The organism is Ancylobacter sp., assembly GCF_965229075.1.
GTDB lineage: Bacteria > Pseudomonadota > Alphaproteobacteria > Rhizobiales > Xanthobacteraceae > Ancylobacter.
The window spans coordinates 2,397,493-2,418,180 of sequence record NZ_CBDDIO010000002.1 but is presented as its reverse complement, the minus strand read 5'-3'; the positions used below and the strand labels follow the sequence as shown (position 1 = coordinate 2,418,180).

Sequence of the window (20,688 nt, the reverse complement as noted above, 5' to 3'; positions counted from 1 at the left end):
GACGGTGCGTCAGCGCCGGCATCGTCCCCCGGCGGCCGTGCCCGTCGAATTGATGGGTCGACACGTCTCGACGGCGCGCCCGCAGCGACCTATGAGAGGGCGCCTTTCTGCCTGCCGGCCTTGCCGGCCTGTCGACCTGGAGCCGTTGGAGCCCATTCATGGATATTTCGCGCATTTCGGTCGGGCCCAACCCGCCTGACGAAGTCCACGCCATCATCGAAATCCCCGCCGGCGGCGCGCCGGTGAAGTACGAGATCGACAAGGAATCGGGCGCGCTGTTCGTCGACCGCTTCCTGCACACGCCGATGTTCTATCCCGGCAATTACGGCTTCGTGCCGAACACGCTCGGCGATGACGGCGACCCGATCGACGTGATCGTGCTCTCGCCTATCCCGCTGCTGGCCGGCTGCGTCATCGCCTGCCGCCCGGTCGGCGTGCTGATGATGACCGACGAGAAGGGCGGCGACGAGAAGATCCTCGCCGTGCCCGCGGACTCGGTCTACCCGTACCACTCAAAGATCAAGACCTATGCCGACCTGCCGGAGCTGGTCATCGAGCAGATCGGCCACTTCTTCACCCATTACAAGGATCTGGAGAAGGGCAAGAAGGTCACGGTCGCCGGCTGGGAAGGTCCCGAGCGCGCCCGCGAGCTGATCCTCAAGGCGATCGCCGCCTATAAGTGAGCGACGCGCCGTCCGGTGCATGAGAATACGAAAGGCCCGGCTTTGTCCGGGCCTTTTTGCTGTCAGGCCCCCGCCGCTTCCGAACCGTCGACGAACCCCATCTGCGCCAGCGCCCGCTGCACGCCGACGGTGAGCGTCACGCCCTCGCGGGCCGCGCGTTCGCGGTTCACCAGCCGGCGCGTGCCCGGCAGCCGCGCGCCCGGCTCGCTCTCGATGGCGAGCGCGAGGCGTTCGAGATGGTCGAGATAGGCGTCGCCCGCCAGCAGGCCGGGATTGATGGCGATCACCACATGGCCGACCGAGGCCGGCGGCCCCTCGCCGGTAAAGAACGTCGGCGCATCGAAGGAGAAGGTCGAAGCGGTGAGCGCCGCCGCCATCACCTCGACGACAAAAGCGAGCGCGGTGCCCTTGGCCTCGCCCATCGGCACCATGGTGCCGGCAAGCCCCGCCTTGGCATTGGTGGTCGGGTTGCCTTCCCTGTCGAAGGCCCAGCCCGGGGGAATCGCGTCCTCGCCGCGCTGTACGGCGGCGAGCAGATTGCCGCGCGCCACCTTGGCGACGGAGAGGTCCACCACCGCCGGCGCCCTTCCCTTCAGCGGCGTGGCGAAGGCGATGGGGTTGGTGCCGAACACCGGCCGCTTCCCGCCCCAGGGGGCGATGGAGGCGGAGGCGTTGGAGAAGGCGAGGCCAACCAGGCCCTCATTCGCCAGCGTCTCCACCGGCTGGCCGGCGACGCCGAAATGGCTGGAACGCCGCACCGCCATCAGCGCCACCCCGCTCGCCCGCGCCATCGCCGCCAGTTCAGGCAGGGCATGGGCAAGGGCGGGATAGGCAAAGCCGTTGCCGGCATCCACCGCCAGCACTGCCGGGGCGACGGGCCGCATGCGCGGCACCGCATGACCGTCGATCTTGCCGGCGGCCACCATGGCGCTGTAGCTCGGCAGCCGGGTCAGGCCGTGGGTGGCGAGCCCGTCCGCCTCCGCGCGCACCAGCGCATCGGCGGTCACTTCGGCATTGCCGGGGGCGGTGCCGAAGCGCTCCAGCACCCGCGCCGCATAGGCGCGGGCAGCGTCAAGCGAGAGGGGGCGGGAATGGAACGCCGCCCGTGCGACCGAGCCTTCCATCAGCGGGCCACCCCGCCGCGCGCCCCCGCCGGCAGCCGCGACAGATCGAAACGATGGACATCGCCGAGCAGTTCGACAAAGGCGCGCGCACCGTAAAGCGCGCAGACCTCGCCCTTCTCAAGGCTCGCCTCGGTGGCATCGCCCATCGCGCCGGTGGGCTGGATATCCTGCGCCATCCAGCCGAAGCCCGCCGGCGAGCCGGCGCGCAGAAAGGCGAATTCCTGCTCCATGGCGAGCGTGACAGGGGGAAAGTCGCGCACCTCGTCCGCGCGCACCGTGTCGGGCCGGAAGGCCAACATCAGCGAGGTCTCCACCCCGCCGGCATGGATGCCGTGCTGGCGTTCCTGCGCGGTGAACAGGCCCTCGGGATAGCCGAAGCGATGCCAGGAGACCATGACCGCCAGCATGCCGAGCCGCGCCCGCAGCTCGCGCGCGACGATGTCGAGGATCGGCACATTGCCCCCATGCGAGTTGACGATCACCAGCTTGCGCACCCCGGCGCGATGGACGCTCTCGCCGATCTCGGTCCAGGCGCGGATCACCGTCTCGGCCGACAGCGTCAGCGTACCGGGAAAATCGAGATGCTCGTTCGACTTGCCGATGGCCTGCATCGGCAGGAACAGGGCGGGGATATCGTCCGGCAGCAGCCGCGCCACTTCCTTGAGATAGCCCTCGCCGATGAAGGCGTCGACGCCCACCGGCAGATGCGGCCCGTGCTGTTCCACCGCCGCCACCGGCAGCACGGCGATCCAGTTCTCCGTGTCGCCCTGGGCGAAATCGGTCCAGCTGAGTTCGGTCCAGAAGCGTTTGGGGGGCATGGCACGGCTCCGGTCGTTGCTGGCGGCGTTCTAGGCTCAATCCTGCCGGGCCGCCAGCGCCTCGATTTCCACCTTGAACGCCGGCCGGGCGAAGCCGGAGACGATCATCAGCGTCGAAGCCGGCGGCGGGGAAGCGATGAAGCGGTCGCGCGCCACCATGTAGCCGGCGAGATACGCCCGGTCGGTGACATAGGCGTTGAGCCGCACAATATCGGCGCGCCCCATGCCGGCCTCGGTGAGGCAGGCCTCGATGGCGGCGAAGCACAGCGCGGCCTGTTCTTCCACGCCCTCGGGAATGGCGTCGTCCGGGGTGATGCCGAGCTGGCCGGAGACCAGCAGCAGCCGGGCGCCGGCGGGGATTTCCACCGCGTGGCTGTAGCGGGCGAAGGGGGCGCGGATGGCGGGCGGCACGAGATGGCGAAGCATGGGGGGTTCTCCGTTCCGCCGGGCCGAAGGCGGGCAATGCTGCGCATGCACAGTTCTCTCGCGACAGCATATGTGCATGGCGATTAAGCTAGCCTATCATGAGGGCATGGGTTCCGTCACGCACCGCCCTTCTTAGCCCGGATGGAGATTTCGATGCGCCCGCGTCTGCCGCGCTTGCGTTCCCTCTTCGCTCTCGCCGCGCTGGGTGCGCTGGCCCTGGCCACTCTGCTCACGGCCGCGCCGGCCCGCGCGGCGGACAAGGTGACCTTCGGCACCAATTGGGTCGCCCAGGCCGAGCATGGCGGCTTCTACCAGGCGGTGGCCGACGGCACCTACGCGAAATACGGGCTCGACGTCACCATCATGCCGGGCGGCCCGCAGGCCAATAACCGGCTGCTGCTGCCGGTGGGCAAGATCGATTTCTACATGGGCGCCAACATGCTGCAGGCGATCTCCTCGGTGGTGGAGAACATCCCCACCGAAGTCGTCGCCGCCCTGTTCCAGAAGGACCCGCAGGTCCTCATCGCCCATCCCGACGTGACCCAGTTCGAGCAGCTGAAGACCCGGACGCTGTTCATCTCCAAGGAAGGGCTGGCGAGCTACTACCAGTGGCTGATCGCCGATTACGGCTTCAGCGAGAGCCAGGTGAAGCCCTACACCTTCAATGCCGCGCCGTTCCTCGTCGACAAGAACAGCGCCATGCAGGGCTACATCACCTCCGAGCCTTATGCGGTGGAACAGCAGGGCGGCTTCAAGCCGAGCCTGTTCCTGCTCGCCGATTACGGCTTCGAGACCTACGCCACCACCATCGAGACCCGCACCGAGCTGGTGAAGCAGAATCCCGACCTCGTGCAGCGCTTCGTCGATGCCTCGATCATCGGCTGGTACAATTATCTCTATGGCGACAATGCCAAGGCCAATGCCCTGATCAAGCAGGACAATCCGGAGATGACCGACGCCATGATCGCCTTCTCCATCGCCAAGCTGAAGGAATATGGCATCGTCGATTCCGGCGACACCACCACGCTCGGCATCGGCGCGATGAGCGATGCGCGGATGAAGGCGTTCTACGACAAGATGGTAAAGGCCAAGGTGCTGGCGCCGGGCATCGATTACGCCAAGTCCTACACGCTGCAATTCGTCAACAAGGGCGTCGGCAAGGAGCTGGCGCCGAAATGAGGCGTGGTTTTCCCTTCACGCGCCGGGCGGGCCGGGCATGAACGCGCACCTGTCGGAGCTCGCGCCGCGCCCGGCCATTGATGGCGCGCCGTTGCTGCGCCTGTCCGGCGTCGGCAAGCGCTTCGGCAACGGCGTCACCGCGCTGGAGGGGCTGGATATGGAGGTGCGCGCGGGCGAGTTCGTCTCGCTGCTCGGCCCCTCCGGCTGCGGCAAGTCGACCGCACTGCGGCTCGTCGCCGGCCTCGCCGAGCCGAGCGAGGGCCGGCTCGACTGGGACGCGGATGAAAAGGCCCGGCGCGCGCAGGACCGCCACGCCATTGGCTTCGTGTTTCAGGAACCGACGCTGATGCCCTGGGCCAGCGTGTTCGGCAATGTGCATCTGCCGCTGAAACTCGCCGGGGTCGGCCGGCGCGAGGCCGAGCCCGCCATCATGGAGGCGCTGGAGCTGGTCGGCCTCGCCGCCTTTCGCGACGCCTATCCGCGCGAGCTTTCCGGCGGCATGAAGATGCGCGTTTCCATCGCCCGCGCGCTCGTCACCAAGCCGCGCCTGCTCTTGATGGACGAGCCCTTCGCCGCGCTGGACGAGATCACCCGCTTCAAGCTCAACAATGATCTGCTGGAGGTGTGGCGGCGCCTCGACTGCACCATCGTCTTCGTCACCCATTCCGTGTTCGAATCGGTCTATCTCTCCTCGCGCATATTGGTGTTCCGGGCGCGTCCCGGCCGCGTCTCGGCGGAACTGACCATCGCCCCGGACCAGCCGCGCGACGAGGCCTTCCGCACCTCGCCGGAATATGCGGCGCTGTGCCGCGAAACCTCCCTCGCCCTCGCCCGGGCGATGGACGCGCGCTAGCGGGGGCGGGCATGGCCACCTCGCCGCTGCGCTGGCTTCTCCCCCTCGGCGTGCTGGCGGCGCTCATCCTCGGCTGGGAAGCGGTGGTGAAGCTCAACAACCTGCCGCCCTATGTGCTGCCGGCCCCGGACGCGGTGCTGGCGACGCTGGTCAAGGACCGCGCGGTGCTGTTCGCCTCCATGCTGGTGACGCTGCAAACCACCCTGGTCGCGCTGGCACTGGCCGTGGTCGGCGGCGTCGCCTTGGCGCTATTGTTCGCCAGCGCCCGCATCGTCGAATTCTCGCTGTTCCCCATCGCCGTCATTCTGCAGGTGACGCCGGTCATCGCCGTGGCGCCGCTGATGCTGATCTATCTCTCCACCGATGCGGCCGTGCTGGTCTGCGCCTGGATCGTCGCCTTCTTCCCGGTTCTGTCCAACACCACGCTGGGGCTGAACTCGGTCGACCCGAACCTGCGCGACCTGTTCCGCCTCTCCGGCGCCTCGCGCTGGCAGACCTTGGCGCAGCTCAAACTGCCCACCGCCCTGCCCTATTTCCTCGGGGGGCTGCGCATTGCCGGCGGGCTGGCGCTCATCGGGGCGGTGGTCGGCGAAATCGCCGCCGGCTCGGCCGGGCAAGGGTCGGGCCTCGCCTTCCGCATCGTCGAATCCGCCTACCGGCTCAACATTCCGCGCCTGTTCGCGGCGCTGCTGCTCATCTCGCTCACCGGCATCCTCATCTATGCCGCGCTGAGCCTGCTGTCCTGGCTGGTGCTGCGGCGCTGGCACGAGAGCGAACTGGGTGGCCGGACGTGACGCTCGACCTGAAAGCCCCACCCGCCGCCTTCGTGCTCGGTCACGCGCGGGTGCCCGCCTGCCTCGTCCCGGCTTTTGCCAGGCCGGCGGATGCGGAAGGGCTGGTGGCGCTCGACATCGCGGTGGAAGGGGCCCGCCTCGCCCGCCTCGCCCCGGCCGGCGCGCTGGTCGAGGCCGGGCCCCGGCTCGACCTCTCGGGCGGGCTGGTGCTGCCCGGCCTTGTCGACATCCACACCCATCTCGACAAGGGCTTCATCTGGAAGCGGGCGCCCAACCCCGACGGCAGTTTCGACGGCGCGGTGCAGGCGGTGAACACCGACCGCGCGGCGCATTGGAGCGAGGAGGACATAGGCCGGCGCTTCGATTTCGGCCTGCGCTGCGCCTATGCCCATGGCACGGTGGCGATCCGCACCCATCTCGATTCCGACGGCCCGCGCGCCGCCGGCGCCTGGCGGGTCTTCGCCCAGATGCGCGAGGCCTGGCGCGGGCGGATCGAGCTGCAGGCGGTCGGCCTCATCGCCATCGACCGCGTGCTCGACGATTCGGCCTTCATGCCGTTGCTGGATCTGGTCCGCGCCCATGGCGGCCGGCTCGGCGCCTACACCTATCTCACCCCCAACCTCGAATCCGGCCTTGCCCGGCTGTTCGACGCGGCCGAGCGCTTCGGCCTCGGGCTCGACCTCCATGTCGACGAACGCGACCGCGAGGGGCGCGGGCTGGACCTTCTGGCGCGCATGACGCTGGAGCGCCGCTTCGAGGGGCCGATCCTCGCCGGCCATTGCTGCGCGCTGGCGGTGAAGGGGGAGGACGAGATCGACCGCACGCTCGACCGCGTCGCGCTGGCCGGCATTGCCGTGGTCTCGCTGCCCATGTGCAATCTCTATTTGCAGGACCGCCAGCCCGGCCGCACCCCGCGCTGGCGCGGCGTCACCCTGCTGCAGGAAATGAGGGCGCGCGGCATTCCTGTCATGGTGGCGAGCGACAATGCGCGCGATCCCTTCTACGCCTATGGCGATCTCGATCTTGTCGAGGTGTACCGCGAGGCCGCCCGCATCGCCCATCTCGACCATCCCCATGGCGACGGGCCGGCGCTCATCACCCGCGCCCCGGCGGCGCATATGGGCGTGGCGGCCGGCACGCTGGCCGAGGGAGCGCCCGCCGATCTCTCGCTCTTTCCCGCGCGCAGCCTCAATGAATGGCTCGCCCGCCCGCTGGCGGGGCGCACCGTGCTCAGGACGGGCCGCGCCATCGACACCACGCCACCCGATTATGCCGAGCTGGACGATCTGATGGAGCGCCCGCGTGACCTATGACATCGCCGCCCTCAAGGCCCGGCTGGCGGGCATCCGGCTTGAGGACAATCCAGCCGTGCTGCGGCAGAAGAGCCGCGATTTCTACTGGTACTCGCCAACGCTGAAGCGCCAGTTCGACGGGGTGGTCGGCGACATCCTCGCCGCCCCCGTCAGCGAGGAGGAGGTGCTGCGCGTCCTCGCCGCCTGCTTCGACCTCGGCATACCCGTCACCCCGCGCGGCACGGGCACCGGCAATTACGGCCAGGCCATGCCCCTGGCGGGCGGGCTGGTGCTCGATCTCTCCGGCCTCGACAAGGTGCTCGACATCGCCCCCGGCCGGGTGCGGGCGCAGGCCGGCGCCCTGCTGGCGGACATCGACGCCGCATGCGCGGCGAGCGGGCAGGAACTGCGCCTGCACCCCTCCACCTACCGCACCGCCTCGCTGGGCGGCTTCATCGCCGGCGGCTCCGGCGGGGTCGGCTCCATCAGCTGGGGCGGGCTGCGCGACCTCGGCAACATCCTTTCGCTCCGCCTCGCCACGATGGAGGCGAGCCCGCGCCTGCTCACCCTGACCGGCGAGGAGGTGCAGAAGGTCGCCCACGCCTATGGCACCAACGGCATCATTCTCGACATCGAGATGCCGCTCGCGCCCGCCTATGACTGGACCGAGGCAATTGTCGGCTTTGCGGATTTCAACGAGGCCGCTGCCTATGCCAACGCGCTGGGTGAACAGGACGCGTTGCTGAAGAAGCTCGTCTCCGTCATCGCCGCGCCCATCCCGCAGATGAGCTTCCTTCGCCATCGCCCCTTCCTGCCGGACGGCCGGCACATCGTGCTGGTGATGCTGGCGCCGATGGGCCGCGCGGCGTTCGAGAGCTTCACCGCCCGATGGGGCGGGGAAATGCTGTTCCGTTCCGATCTGCTGTCGCCGGAGGAGCGGAAGGGCCTGCCGCCGCTCTACGAACTCGCCTGGAACCACACGACGCTGCGCGCGCTGCGGGTCGATCCCGCCATCACCTATCTGCAGACGCTCTATCCCTTTCCGGACCAGCTGGCGCTGGTGGCGAAGGTGCATGCCCTTCTGGGCGAGGAAGTGCCGGCGCATCTCGAATTCGTGCGCTTCGACGGCAAGGTCACCTGCTTCGGCCTGCCGCTGGTACGCTTTGCCTCCGAGGAGCGGCTTGAGGAAATCGTCGCCCTGCATGAAGAGCTCGGCATCCCGGTGTTCAACCCGCACCGCTACACGCTGGAAGAAGGCGGCATGAAGCAGACCGACCCGGCGCAGCTCGCCTTCAAGCGCCAGGCGGACCCGCGCGGCCTGCTCAACCCCGGCAAGATGATCGCCTGGGAGAATCCCGACTTCGACTTTGCCACCGGCCGCACCTATCTGTTTCCCGGGCTGGAAGGCCGAGCCACGGGGGAGGCCAGCTGATGCGCGCGCTTGTCGTCTATTGCCACCCGGTTGCGGAGAGCTTCACCGCCGGCGTCCGCGACGCGGTGATCCGGGGCCTGAAGGCCGCCGGCCATGAGGTCGACCTGCTCGATCTCTATGGCGAGGGCTTCGATCCGGTGATGGGCCGCGACGAGCGGCTCGCCTATCACGAACCCGGCCTCAACACCGCGCGCATCGCCGGTCATCTCGAACGGGTGAAGCAGGCGGACGCCCTCATCTTCGTCGCGCCCACCTGGTGGTACGGCCCGCCCGCCATGCTCAAGGGCTGGCTGGAACGGGTACTGGTGCCGCACGAAACCTTCGGCATGCCCAAGCCCTTTCGCTCGCTGGAACGCCGGCTGACCAATATCCGCGTGCTGGCGGCGGTGAGTTCGCTCGGCTCGCCCTGGTATTGGTGGCTGTGGATCGGCCAGCCCGGCCGGCGCATCCTGCTCGATGGCATTGGCGGCATCATCCACCCGCGGGCGCGCAAGCTATGGCTGGCGCTGCACAGCATGGATTCCGCCAGTGCCGAGCGCCGCGCCGCCTTCCTCGCCAAGGTCGAGGCCCGTTTCGCCCGGCTCTGACGCCGCGCGCCCGCTTTGCCGGGCGATCTTTCGCTGGCATCGGTGTTTGTGTCACGGCAATGCGTTATTTTCGCATTAGATAATGGTACCGTGGCGTGCATTAGATGGCAGGAACGCCCATGAAAGACGGCTTCGACAAGAAGATTGGCCAGCGGCTGCATCATGTGGCCCGGCTTCAGCGCGCGCTGGCGGCACGGCGTCTTCAGGATATCGGGCTGTTTCCCGGTCAGGAAACGGTGCTCAAGCTGCTCTGCGAAAGCGACGGCCGCACCATGAGCGAACTCGCCGCCGCGCTGAAGGTGCGCCCGCCGACCGCGTCGAAGACGGTCGGCCGCCTCTCCGCGCAAGGGCTGCTGGTGCGCCGCGCCTCCGAGGGCGATGCAAGGCTGGTGCGGGTGCATCTCACCGAGGAAGGCCGCCACCGCGCCGAGGCGATCGACGCCATTTCCGACTCCATCGAAGACACGATGATCGCCGGCCTCGACGGCAAGGACCGCAAGCGTTTCCGCAAGATGCTGCGCAAGATCGACCGCAACCTCTCCACCCAGCTCGGCGCCACGACGAGCGAGGCGGACGAGGACGCCGAGGACGCGGCCGAGGAAGAGACCGCCTGAACGCGAAAGGCGCCTTCCGCCGAATCGGGCTTGAAACCGGCCCGGCTTTGGTGAGGAATGTCGGCCCCTTTCCGCGCAGGAGTGCCCCATGTCCGGCCGCCCCGACCTTCTCCAGACCGGCCCGATGATGGGCATGATCGAGGCGCAGCTGAACGAGCACTTCACCGTTCACCGGCTCGACGCGCCGGACGCCGAGGCGACGCTGGCGGAAGTCGGTCCGCGCATCCGTGCGGTCGCCACTGGCGTCGGCTCCACCGGTGGCGGTGCCCGCCGGGTGACCGAGGCGCTGATGGCTCGTTTGCCGGCGCTGGAAATCGTCGCCAATTTCGGCGTCGGCTATGATTCCGTGGATGCCGAGGCCGCCGGCCGGCGCGGCGTGGTGGTCACCAACACCCCCGGCGTGCTCGACGACGAAGTGGCCGACCTCACCATCGGCCTGCTGCTCGCCACCATCCGCCAGATTCCCCAGGCCGAGCGTCATCTGCGCGAGGGCAAGTGGCCCTCCGGCGGCTTCCCCCTCACCGCCACCCTGCGCGACCGCACGCTCGGCATTGTCGGCATGGGCCGCATCGGCCGCGCCATCGCCCGCCGGCTGGAAGGCTTCGGCCGGCCCATCGCCTATCACAGCCGCCGCCCGGTCGCGGATGTGCCCTACACCCACTATCCCGAGCTCGTCGCGCTGGCGCGGGATGTCGACGCGCTCATCGTCATCGTGCCGGGCGGACCCGAAACCGACCGCATGATCAACGCCGAGGTGCTGGCCGCGCTCGGGCCGAAGGGCGTGCTGATCAATGTCGCGCGCGGCTCGGTGGTCGACGAGCCGGCGCTGGTGAAGGCGCTGGAAGAGGGCACCATCGCCGCCGCCGGGCTCGACGTGTTCGCCAACGAGCCGCATGTGCCGGAGGCGCTGATCGGCAGGGAAAATGTCGTGCTGCTGCCGCATGTCGCTTCCGCCACCCATGTCACGCGCAACGCCATGGGCCAGCTCGTGGTCGACAATCTCCTCGCCTGGGCGGCCGGCAAGCCGGTGCTGACGCCGGTGCCGGAGACGCCCGTGAAGCCGGCCGGCTGAGGGAGACGCGCATGCCGGCGCCCTGCCGCCCCGCCCGCTGCCGACCACAAATCGCCGCCGCGATCGCCGCCGGCGTGCTCGCGCTTCCCCTTGCCCTTGCCCACGCGGCCCCGGCGCGCGCGCAGGAGAGCGACATTCCCGCGCCAGCCACGCTCGCGGCCGAGTATCGGCTGACCAATGCGGATGGCGACCGGGTCTGTCTTCTCACCCTGTCCGAGAAACCACAGGGCCGGGCCCGCAGCCCGGCACGCTTCGAGGTCGCCCTCGACCGACAGGCCTGTGCCGGCACCATCCTGTTCAGCGTCGACATCGCTTCCTGGTCGCCCGGCCCCGGCAACGCCATCCGGCTGCAAGGACCGGACGGCGCGCTGGTGGCGGAGTTTACTGAAGGCGTCGGCGGCACCTGGGAGGCATTGCGCGAGGGCGATGGGGTGTATTTCCTCGTCAATCCGCGCCTCGCCGACCCCACCCTCCACGCCGCCGATCTGGTCGGCATGTGGGATATGGCCGAGCAGGCGGGCAAGCCGCGGTGCCGGCTTGAACTCACCAATGCGGAGGCCGGCGGCGGCACCTATCGCGCCCGGCTCGCCGCCGGCTGCCCGGCCCGGCTGGTGGCGCTGGCGCCGGATCGCTGGCGACTCGACGGCGGCAGCCTGGTGCTGCTCACCGCGCGCGGCGAGGGCCTGCGCTTCGCCGCGCAGGAAGATGGCGGCTGGGAGAAGGTGCCGCCCGACGAGGGAACGCCGCTGCTGCTGAGCCGTCCCTGAGCCGCACCGGTAGATGCGAGACTTTTGAACTATCTCCTGCTACATGCCGTAAAGGCAAGGCGGAGCTTCAACCGATGACAACCGAAACGTCCCCCCGTGGCTTCTCGCGCCGCGCGCTGCTGGCCGGCACCGCCGCGACGCTGGGAGCGCTCGCCGCCCCGCCGCTGGCGGCCCCGGCGCGGGCGCAGGCGCGCACCGATCGCCCCATCGAGGTTCTGGTGCTCGGCGCCGGCATGTCCGGCCTTACCGCCGCGCTCGCCCTGCAGCGGCGCGGCCACAAGGTGACGGTGATCGAACGGCAGGGACGCATCGGCGGCCGGCTGCTGTCGCTGCCGCTGGGCGACGGCATGTTCACCGAGGCGGGCGGCGGCCATTTCCGCTCCGACATGCCGCTGGTGCTCAACTATGTGCGCCATTTCAATCTGCCGCTGCTCAGCCTCAACGACGGGCTGCCGGTCTATATGGTCGACGGCAAGACGGCGAAATCGGCCGACATCACCAACTGGCCGTGGGACCTGACGGCGGAAGAGCGCAACGTCACCGTCTCCGCCAATCTCAACCGCTATCTGTTCCGCGCCGGGCTCGACACCAACACCGTGCTCAGCCCCGACTGGCCAGACCAGGACCTGCTCGACCGGCTCGACGACATCACGCTGGAAGACCTGCTGCGCCCGGTGGGCGCCTCGCCCGCCTTCCTCAAGCTGCTCGCCGCCAATGCCGGGCTGTTCACCCCCTACGCGCAGACGCTCAGCATCATTCCCGATCTGGCCTACCATTTCGGCGACCAGAACGTGTTCCGCATCCAGGGCGGCAATAACCGCCTGCCGATGGCGATGGCCAATGCTCTCGGCCGCACCAATATCGTGCTCGACGCGCAGGTGGTCCGCATCGACCAGACCGGCCCGCGCATTCGCGTCGGCACCAAGGACGGCAAGGAATTCACCGGCGACGCCATCGTCTCCACCATCCCCTTCAGCGTGATGGACGAGGTCGAGGTCACGCCCGCCTGGTCCGCCGGCAAGGCACGCATGTTCGCCGAGATGGAGTGGGACAAGACGGTCAAGGTCATCGTCAAGACGAAGGAACCCACTTGGCTCGCCCATAATGTGCGCGGGTGGCCGATGGCCGGCGGCGACCGGCCGTGGGAGCGCTTCATCGACATCACCGGCAATGAGCCCGGCGGCCATGGCAGCGGCTTCTTCTACCTCAATGGCGAGAATGCCGACCGCGTGCTCGCCGCCCCGCGCGAGGTGCGGGCGCAGCAGGTGGTGGACATCTTCCAGCAGGACCTGCCGGGCCTGCTCGGCGATGTCGTCAGCGTCAGCGATTTCGCCTGGAGCGAACAGCCCTGGATTCGCGGCTCCTTCGGCTCGACGCCCGTCGGCGGCGGCTGGATGGTGAAGGAATGGACCGCCCCGGAAGGGCGCATCCATTTCGCCGGCGATTTCACCACGCTGAAAACCGGCTGGGTCGAAGGCGCCATCGAATCCGGCCTGCGCGCCGCCCGGCAGATCGACCCGGAGGCCCGCCCGCTTTCCGGCGCGCGCTGACGGAGACGTCAGATCAGCCGCAGCCCGCGCAAGCTGGCGTGGCCGTCCTTGCCGACGATGATGTGGTCATGCACCTCGATGCCGAGCGGCTTGGCCACGTCGATGATGGTCTTGGTCATCTGGATGTCGGCATTGGACGGCGTGGGATCGCCACTCGGGTGGTTGTGCATCACAGCATGAGATCAACCAATGCATTGATTTATAACTCAAATATGAGATGATTTTTCTTACTGGGATATTTTATTGGGATATGAATGGCTCTGCACTATCTGCCCACATAGCCTGAAACGGCAACCCAGCACGCCCATTGCATGTACTGTCCTACACTCGCGTGGCTCGCAGCGGAAGGCGATGACCGTCGAGTTCAGGAGTGAGAGGCGGGATGGGATTTCCGTGACGGGTCCATGGCTGGGAGAGAGTCTTCCGGCGCCCGTCATGGAGGTTGATCCCCATGAATATCCAGGTTCTGGGTGCCGTTCGTGATGCCGGCGGCGGCTACAAGGTGGATGTCACACGCGGCGAGCGGGTCGGCCGCGTGTCGTCGGAATGGTTCTCACGGCCGAATGACGAGCGGTTCCTATCGCTCGGCGAACTGGCCGCGATGGTGCGGGGCCGGGCCGATCACAGCCGGTCGCGCCTTGTGGAGACGTCCCGCATCCATGTGGAGGCCAGCCGCTCCAATGCCGAGCGGCTGGCGTTGGTGCTCCCCGGGGCTGACGCGCCCGTCGAACCGAACCATTGGTCCTTCGGCCAGCTCGCGGCCCAGATCGGGGCACCGGCCGCCTATCTGCGCCAGCTTCCCGCCGCGCTGGCCGGCATCAATCTGCAATATGGCCTGACGGCGCACCGCGCCGAGCAGATCAAGACCTATGAGACCGCCAATGGCTGCGTCGAGCTGCGCGCTGTCACCGGCCCGGACTATGGCCGGATCTACGATCACGAACTGGTCGAGGCCGTGCAGCGCATCGCCGGCAACGGCACCGGCGACACCCGCTGGAAGGTGCCGGGCGTGCTCGACTGGTCGACGGGCGTCTATAATCCGCGTGTCGACATCACCAAGGATACGACGACGCTCTACGCCTCCGACCGCGACGTCTTCCTGTTCCTGGTCGACGATCTCAACCCGATCGAGGCCGGGCGGCTGCCCGACGGCGCGCCGGACCTCTATTTTCGAGGCTTCTATTGCTGGAACTCGGAGGTGGGGGCCAAGACGCTTGGCATGGCGAGTTTCTATCTGCGTGCCGTGTGCCAGAACCGCAATCTCTGGGGCGTCGAGGATTTCCAGGAGATCACCATCCGCCACTCCAAATACGCCGCCTCGCGCTTTGCGCATGAGGCGGCGCCGGCCCTGACCCGCTTCGCCAATTCCTCGCCCATGCCCTTCGTCAACGGCATCAAGGCCGCGCGGGAGAAGATCGTCGCGCGCACCGATGAGGACCGCAGCGACTTCCTGCGCAACCGGGGCTTCTCCAAGGCCGAGACCGCCAAGATCATCGACACGGTGCTGGCCGAGGAAGGGCGCAAGCCCGAGAGCATCTTCGACTTCGTGCAGGGCATCACGGCGGTCGCACGCGACAAGCCCCACCAGGATGCGCGGCTCGACCTTGAGGGTCGGGCTAAGAAGCTGCTTGATCGGGCCGCCTGACTTCCGGAAAGCCGGAGATGTGGAGATCCGTGTCTCCGGCTTTACGCCTTTTTGCAGATCTGCGGTTCTGCGGCGTCGCCCTCCAGAGTGAGAGGGCGGCGCTGCGCTGCGTGACGGGTTGGAAGCCGAGAGAGAGGCTCTCGGCCGCCCGTCGCGGAGGTGCTTTCCATGGCGACCAATGTTCAGAAGATCACGCTCTCGCCCTCGCGTGACATCCCCTTCAACAAGCTCCTGCTCAGCCAGTCGAACGTCCGGCGCATCAAGGCCGGGGTCTCGATCGAGGAACTGGCCGAGGACATCGCCCGCCGGGGCCTGTTGCAGGGCCTCAGCGTCCGGTCTGTGGTTGACGACACCGGCGTCGAGACCGGCATGTTTGAGATCCCGGCCGGCGGGCGGCGCTATCGGGCGCTGGAACTGCTGGTGAAGCAGAAGCGGCTCGCCAGGACCGCACCGGTGCCCTGCGTCATCCGGGAGGGCGGCATCGCCGAGGAGGATTCCCTCGCCGAGAATGTCCAGCGCGCGCCGCTGCACCCGCTCGACCAGTTCCGCGCCTTTCTGGCGCTGCGCGAGAAAGGCCAGTCAGAAGAAGAGATCGCGGCTACCTTTTTCGTCTCCGTCGGCGTGGTGAAGCAGCGTCTCAAGCTCGCCTCGATCTCGCCGGTGCTGCTGGAGGTCTATGCCGAGGACGGCATGACGCTCGACCAGCTCATGGCCTTCACCGTCTCCGGCGACCATGCGCGCCAGGAACAGGTCTTCGAACGGCTGAAGGCCTCCTATGACAAGCAGCCATATGCCATCCGCCGCATGTTGACCGAAGGGGCTGTCCGCGCCTGTGACAAGCGCGCCCAGTTCATCGGCCTCGAGGCCTATGTCGAAGCTGGCGGCATCATCCTGCGCGACCTGTTCCAGGGTGATGATGGCGGCTGGCTGCAGGATGTCGCGCTGGTCGACCGACTGGTGGCCGAGAAGCTCAAGGCCGAGGCGGACACTGTCGCCACCGAGGGGTGGAAGTGGGTCGAGACGGCCCCCGACTTCGCTTATGGCCACACCTACGGCCTGCGCCAGCTGCGTGGCGAGACCGTCCTGCTCACCGCCGAAGAGGAGACCTGCCGCGACGCTCTTCAGGCGGAATATGACCGACTGTCCGCGGAACACGCCGAGGCGGATGAACTGCCGGAGGAGGTGGACGCCCGGCTCGGCGAGATCGAGACGGCGATCGAAGCCTTCGAGGCGCGTCCAATCACCTTCGATCCGGCGGAGATGGCGCGCGCCGGTGCCTTCGTCAGCATCGCCCATGATGGCACGGTGCGCATTGAGCGCGGCTATGTGCTCCCGGAGGACGAACTGCCGGTGGAGCCCGAAGTTGCCGCGGAATACGCGGGCCCGCACCACATCGCGGTGGCGGCCATGCGTACCGGCGATGGCGTTATGGCAGATGCGCCGATGCCCGAGCCCGAGGAGGATGAAGGGCTGTCTGCGCTCTCGGACCGGCTGATGACCGAACTGACCTCGCATCGCACGCTCGGCCTGCGCCAGGCGTTGGGCGAGCGGCCCGATGTCGCCTTCCTCGCGGCCCTGCATGCCCTGACGCTGAAGAGCTTCTACCGCTACGGCTCGGACAGTTGCCTTGAGCTCGACCTGAAGAGCGTGGCGTTCAGCGCACAGGCGCCGGGGCTGAACGACAGCCCCTCGGCCGCGGCGATCCACGCCCGGCACGAAGGCTGGGCCAAGGTCTTGCCGAAGGACTCGGCCGATCTGTGGCGGGCGCTGCAGGACTGGGACAGCGACAGCCGTTCCGGCCTGTTCGCCCATGTGGTGAGCCTGTCGGTGAACGCCGTTCACGAGGCCTGGAACCGGCGCCCGCGCGCGCTCAATCATGCCGATCAGCTCGCCCGTGCCGTTGGCCTCGATATGGCGGCAGCCGGATGGAAGCCGACCGTGGACAATTTCCTGGGCCGAGTGACCAAGGCCCGCATTCTGCAGGCGGTGAGCGAGGCGAAGGGCGCGCGCGCTGCGGACCGCATCGCGCACCTGAAGAAGGGCGACATGGCCCGCGAGGCCGAAGCACTGCTGGCCGATACCGGCTGGCTGCCCGAACCGCTGCGCGGCTCTGAACCCGCAGTTGGCGATGAAACGGCGGCGCAGGACGGCACAACGGCCATGAGCGAAGACGAAAGCCTTGAGGATACTGAGGACACCACGGACATCCCCCCTGCCGTGGCGGCGGAGTAACCCTCAACACGATCCTGAACCTCGGCCCGCCGGCTCTGTCGGCGGGCCTTTGTTTTGAAAAGCTCGCTATGTCCGGGATTGCTCACGATCTGTCGCGCCGGCTCGCCGATCGGGCCGAAGCCGTCTGCCGCCACTATCTCTCCAATGGACGCCGGGAGGGCCGCTACTGGCTTGTTGGCGATATCAGAAACACGCCCGGCCGCTCGCTCTTTGTGCGGCTCCAGGCATCCGCGAAGGGGCCGGCGGGCAAATGGACCGATGCCGCCACCGGCGAACATGGCGATCTTCTCGACGTCATCCGCGGATCGCTGGGCCTCACCGACTTCCCTAACGTTGCCGGGGAAGCGCGCGCCTTTCTCAACCTGCCGCCTCCCGAACCGAAGCCGGCATCACCTTGTCGCGGTATCGCGCAGGCCCCGTCAGGATCCGTCGAAGCGGCAAGGCGTCTGTTCGCCATGTCGCGGCCCATCGTCGGGACCATCGCAGAGACGTATTTGCGCCGACGCGGCATTACGCTTTTGCACGGAACCGCAAACCTGCGTTTTCATCCGCGCTGCTACTACAAGCGTGACGACGGCCCGTCAGAGACCTGGCCCGCCATGATCGCCGCCGTCACCGACCTCACCGGCAGGATCACCGGCGTACACCGCACCTGGCTAGCGCCCGACGGCTCAGATAAGGCTCCGGTCACTACACCGCGCAAGGCGATGGGTGATCTGCTTGGGTCTACCGTCCGCATCGGCGTACCCGACAGCGTGATGGCGGCGGGCGAAGGCATCGAGACCATGCTTTCCCTCCGGCAGGTCCTGCCCGACATGGCGATAGCACCGGCGCTCTCGGCAGCACATCTGGCTGCCATCCTGTTCCCACTGAGGCTGCGGCGGCTCTACATCGTCCGCGACAACGATCCTGCCGGTGACGCCGCGCGGGACATGCTGATGGAACGGGCGAACGCCGAGGGCATCGAGGCCATTCCATTGTCGCCAGCACTTGGGGACTTCAACGAGGATCTCCAGCAGCTCGGTATCGATACCCTGCGGACGGGCGTTCGGGTGCAACTCGCACCGGAAGATGTCGTGCGCTTCATGAGCCTGGCCCCATAGCCGAAACGTGCTGAACCGCGATGCGTGGCCGCCATGCCTGCAAGGATGCGTCAGTAACGGCAAGAGGACCGCGCCTTGCGCCTTCGAGAGGGCGATCGGCCATCAGCCGGGCCGGATCGGCAATGGCTGCCACCGACGATTTTCCGGCGCGGCCTTCAGGCCGCTTTCCATCGCGAAGCAAAATCGTCCGCGATTCGCCATCCTCCGCTGGCGCTGCGGCCCTGTGCGCTTTTCCGGCATGGTCTTATCCCGAAACGGGTTCCCACTTTCGGGGACCATGCCCGCGCTCCGGGTGCAGGTCCGTCCCGCCCGACGGCTTCGTCGCCATGAAGGCCGCCACGGCAAGCGGTCCAAACCGACGGAGCATCCCATGAGCACGCACGACGACCACGAGCCGCACCACGTCTCATCCCCGACCGACCACCTGATCCAGGAGTTGCAGCTCCACGGCCATCGTCCTTCCGAGGACGAGCGCGACCAGCGCCCACCACCGGAAGACCGCCTCATCGAAGGCGCCGTTGCCGACATCTTCGACGCCCTGGTCGCCACGATCACCGACACCAGCCTCGATGCCGACCTCCCTGATCTCCTCTGGTCGACCGTCAACATGTTCCACCGCGCCGTGGACCGGATTGAGCAGAAGCTCGACGACAACGAGCAGACCCAGAAGCAGCTTCAGCGTGAACAGGACGGCTCCGAGGTGAAGTCTCTCGAGCTCGAGCGCCTAATCGACATCGGCATGAACCTGATCGGCCGGCGCGACGGCCTGGAAAGCTTCCGCGAGGCCGCCGCTGACCGCTTCCGTATCGCCGCCGGCTCGCCCTGGACGCCACGGGCCGGATCACGGGTCAACCATCGCCACCTCACCGCATCGCTGATCGACAGCCGGGATTTCCTAGCGGCCAGGAGGCGCGCCGATACCGATGTGCTCGTGCCCGCCGGCCCGAAGATCGCCTTCTCGGGTGGCGACACCACCGATCACAGGCAGATCTGGGCCAAGCTCGATCAGATCCACGCCAAGCACCCGGACATGGTGCTGCTGCATGGCGGCTCCCCCAAGGGGGCCGAAAAGATCGCGTCCCTCTGGGCCGACAGCCGCAAGGTGCCGCAGGTGGCCTTCAAGCCCGACTGGACGAAGCACGCCAAGGCCGCTCCCTTCAAGCGCAACGACCAGATGCTGAATGTGGTGCCGATCGGCGTCGTGATCTTCCCCGGCACCGGCATTCAGGACAATCTCGCCGACAAGGCCCGCAAGATGGGCATTCCGGTCTATCGGTTCGGAACTGGTGACGCATAAGCGCCGCCGGAACCCTGCATCTTGCATGTGATGGCAATTCCTATATCTTGCTATCAATGCAATCAATATTACTGGAGGCGCCATCATGCCCGCAGTGACGATCCGGAATCTCTCCGAGGCAACGCACCGCGCCTTGAAGGTGCGCGCGGCGCAGCATGGCCGCAGCACCGAAGCCGAGATGCGCGACATCCTTGAGACCGCTGTTCGCCCTGACACGCGCCTTCGGCTCGGCACGACGCTCGCGGAGCGCAGCCGCCGCCTCGGCCTCACCAATGAGGACATCGACGCCCTCAGCCCGGCGCGCGACAGGACGCCTGCCGAGCCCATGAGCTTCGAATGATCCTTCTCGACACCAATGTCATATCGGAGGCCATGAAGCCCGCCCCCGACGACACCGTCCGGGCGTGGCTCGACGAGCAGGCGGCCGAGACGCTCTATCTCTCCAGCGTCACGATTGCCGAGCTGTTGTACGGCATCGGTGCGCTGCCCGCGGGCAAGCGCAAAGACCGGCCAACCGAAGCCCTGGACGGGGTGATGGAGCTGTTCGCTGACCGTGTCCTGCCGTTCGATATCGCTGCCGCACGACGCTATGCCGACCTCGCGGTCAAGGCGCGGGCGGCTGGGAAGGGCTTTCCAACGCCCGACGGCTATATCGCGGCGATCGCGGCCTCCCGGGGCTTCGCTGTGGCCACGCGCGATACCAGCGCCTTCCATGCCGCGGGTGTGGTGGTCATCAATCCGTGGAACGTCAACAGCTGACGAGCTGCCACGGGCAGCAAGTATTCGCCCTGATAACCCGGCGGAAGCGACCTGCGCAGCAGCCCAACATTACGGTCTCCTGATCGGACGACCATCCCCGCTTCACGACGCTGACCCTTGGGTCCAGCCGATGGCCTGACGCCATCAACCCACGAAGGGTCGGACTACGCTACGCGTGCCGCCGCTCTGGCTGCGCCTCACGCGGTGATTGCGGCCACCGGCCGGCCCTTTCGGGCGCCTGTCAGCGGGGGATGGACCTCCGCTCGCGCAGGAGCCAGGTCGATGTCCGCCCAGATCGCTCACGCCTTCGCCTTCAGCCTCGCCACCACCCTGATGGCCACCGTCGTCATCTTCCGCGCCGGAGACGGCACGCTCTCTGTCACCCCGGCTGCCGAATATGACGGCGAAGAAGCCGCCATCGTCCGCGAAATCGACCCCTTCGCCTCTTGAGAGGCGAACAG

The 20,688-nt window shown here is 67.7% G+C and carries 21 protein-coding genes and 1 pseudogene; 18 read left to right on the top strand and 4 right to left on the bottom strand.

Annotation, left to right across the window (positions count from 1 at the left end; translation table 11 throughout):
• The first annotated feature begins 158 nt into the window (after positions 1-158).
• A complete protein-coding gene (ppa, locus tag ACO07Z_RS17390; protein ID WP_421699848.1) occupies positions 159-683 on the top strand; it encodes an inorganic diphosphatase in 525 nt (174 codons plus the stop codon).
• Between the two features lie 62 nt (positions 684-745).
• Here ppa and ACO07Z_RS17385 read toward each other — a convergent pair whose 3' ends face one another.
• Genes ACO07Z_RS17385 through ACO07Z_RS17375 form a run of 3 tightly spaced genes read right to left on the bottom strand, consistent with a single transcriptional unit; the run spans position 746 to position 3,051 of the window.
• Positions 746-1,807, bottom strand: coding sequence for an Ldh family oxidoreductase (locus ACO07Z_RS17385; protein WP_421699847.1), 1,062 nt, complete (start codon positions 1,805-1,807; stop codon positions 746-748).
• On the bottom strand, positions 1,807-2,625 hold the full coding sequence (locus tag ACO07Z_RS17380) for a creatininase family protein (RefSeq protein WP_421699846.1): 819 nt from the start codon (positions 2,623-2,625) through the stop codon (positions 1,807-1,809). Before ACO07Z_RS17380 ends, ACO07Z_RS17385 begins: the two co-directional genes overlap by 1 nt.
• Before the next feature lie 36 nt (positions 2,626-2,661).
• Complete coding sequence (locus tag ACO07Z_RS17375) at positions 2,662-3,051, bottom strand: RidA family protein (protein WP_421699845.1); 390 nt, start codon at positions 3,049-3,051, stop codon at positions 2,662-2,664.
• Between the two features lie 153 nt (positions 3,052-3,204).
• On the opposite strand from ACO07Z_RS17375, the gene ACO07Z_RS17370 reads away from it, so the two are divergent.
• The 10 genes from ACO07Z_RS17370 (at position 3,205) to ACO07Z_RS17325 (ending at position 13,191) form a co-directional block, all read left to right on the top strand.
• Positions 3,205-4,230: an ABC transporter substrate-binding protein gene (locus tag ACO07Z_RS17370; RefSeq protein ID WP_421699844.1), complete on the top strand. Its 1,026-nt coding sequence runs from the start codon at positions 3,205-3,207 to the stop codon at positions 4,228-4,230.
• Between the two features lie 37 nt (positions 4,231-4,267).
• Complete coding sequence (locus ACO07Z_RS17365; protein ID WP_421699843.1) at positions 4,268-5,083, top strand: ABC transporter ATP-binding protein; 816 nt, start codon at positions 4,268-4,270, stop codon at positions 5,081-5,083.
• An 11-nt stretch (positions 5,084-5,094) separates the two neighbouring features.
• A complete protein-coding gene (locus ACO07Z_RS17360; RefSeq protein ID WP_421699842.1) occupies positions 5,095-5,877 on the top strand; it encodes an ABC transporter permease in 783 nt (260 codons plus the stop codon).
• Entirely contained in the window at positions 5,874-7,190 is a 1,317-nt protein-coding gene (locus tag ACO07Z_RS17355; protein ID WP_421699841.1) for a cytosine deaminase, read from the top strand. Before ACO07Z_RS17360 ends, ACO07Z_RS17355 begins: the two co-directional genes overlap by 4 nt.
• On the top strand, positions 7,180-8,601 hold the full coding sequence (locus tag ACO07Z_RS17350; protein WP_421699840.1) for an FAD-binding oxidoreductase: 1,422 nt from the start codon (positions 7,180-7,182) through the stop codon (positions 8,599-8,601). The genes ACO07Z_RS17355 and ACO07Z_RS17350 overlap by 11 nt, the downstream gene beginning before the upstream one ends.
• Positions 8,601-9,188: an NAD(P)H-dependent oxidoreductase gene (locus ACO07Z_RS17345; protein ID WP_421699839.1), complete on the top strand. Its 588-nt coding sequence runs from the start codon at positions 8,601-8,603 to the stop codon at positions 9,186-9,188. Before ACO07Z_RS17350 ends, ACO07Z_RS17345 begins: the two co-directional genes overlap by 1 nt.
• 119 nt (positions 9,189-9,307) lie before the next feature.
• Positions 9,308-9,802: a MarR family winged helix-turn-helix transcriptional regulator gene (locus tag ACO07Z_RS17340; protein WP_421699838.1), complete on the top strand. Its 495-nt coding sequence runs from the start codon at positions 9,308-9,310 to the stop codon at positions 9,800-9,802.
• A gap of 88 nt (positions 9,803-9,890) precedes the next feature.
• The gene (locus ACO07Z_RS17335; RefSeq protein ID WP_421699837.1) at positions 9,891-10,874 is read left to right on the top strand and encodes a 2-hydroxyacid dehydrogenase; all 984 of its coding nucleotides are present in this window, start codon (positions 9,891-9,893) and stop codon (positions 10,872-10,874) included.
• Positions 10,875-10,885: 11 nt separating this feature from the next.
• Positions 10,886-11,641: an AprI/Inh family metalloprotease inhibitor gene (locus ACO07Z_RS17330; RefSeq protein ID WP_421699836.1), complete on the top strand. Its 756-nt coding sequence runs from the start codon at positions 10,886-10,888 to the stop codon at positions 11,639-11,641.
• A gap of 74 nt (positions 11,642-11,715) precedes the next feature.
• Positions 11,716-13,191: a flavin monoamine oxidase family protein gene (locus ACO07Z_RS17325; protein WP_421699835.1), complete on the top strand. Its 1,476-nt coding sequence runs from the start codon at positions 11,716-11,718 to the stop codon at positions 13,189-13,191.
• Positions 13,192-13,199: 8 nt separating this feature from the next.
• Here ACO07Z_RS17325 and ACO07Z_RS17320 read toward each other — a convergent pair.
• Positions 13,200-13,364, bottom strand: a pseudogene (locus tag ACO07Z_RS17320) (JAB domain-containing protein); the annotation flags it as partial.
• 278 nt (positions 13,365-13,642) lie between these two features.
• On the opposite strand from ACO07Z_RS17320, the gene ACO07Z_RS17315 reads away from it, so the two are divergent.
• From ACO07Z_RS17315 to ACO07Z_RS17285, 7 genes are all read left to right on the top strand, one after another.
• Complete coding sequence (locus ACO07Z_RS17315; protein ID WP_421699834.1) at positions 13,643-14,836, top strand: DUF932 domain-containing protein; 1,194 nt, start codon at positions 13,643-13,645, stop codon at positions 14,834-14,836.
• Positions 14,837-15,004: 168 nt separating this feature from the next.
• Positions 15,005-17,068 (top strand): ParB/RepB/Spo0J family partition protein, encoded by a 2,064-nt coding sequence (locus ACO07Z_RS17310; protein WP_421699833.1) that lies wholly within the window; start codon positions 15,005-15,007, stop codon positions 17,066-17,068.
• 68 nt (positions 17,069-17,136) lie between these two features.
• A complete protein-coding gene (locus ACO07Z_RS17305; protein ID WP_421699832.1) occupies positions 17,137-18,171 on the top strand; it encodes a DUF7146 domain-containing protein in 1,035 nt (344 codons plus the stop codon).
• 370 nt (positions 18,172-18,541) lie between these two features.
• Positions 18,542-19,468, top strand: a complete 927-nt coding sequence (locus tag ACO07Z_RS17300) for a DUF2493 domain-containing protein (protein ID WP_421699831.1) — start codon at positions 18,542-18,544, stop codon at positions 19,466-19,468.
• Positions 19,469-19,553: 85 nt separating this feature from the next.
• Entirely contained in the window at positions 19,554-19,808 is a 255-nt protein-coding gene (locus ACO07Z_RS17295; RefSeq protein WP_421699830.1) for a FitA-like ribbon-helix-helix domain-containing protein, read from the top strand.
• Positions 19,805-20,227 (top strand): type II toxin-antitoxin system VapC family toxin, encoded by a 423-nt coding sequence (locus tag ACO07Z_RS17290; protein WP_421699829.1) that lies wholly within the window; start codon positions 19,805-19,807, stop codon positions 20,225-20,227. The genes ACO07Z_RS17295 and ACO07Z_RS17290 overlap by 4 nt, the downstream gene beginning before the upstream one ends.
• Before the next feature lie 282 nt (positions 20,228-20,509).
• Positions 20,510-20,677, top strand: coding sequence for a hypothetical protein (locus ACO07Z_RS17285; RefSeq protein ID WP_165933656.1), 168 nt, complete (start codon positions 20,510-20,512; stop codon positions 20,675-20,677).
• The last annotated feature ends 11 nt before the right edge of the window (positions 20,678-20,688 follow it).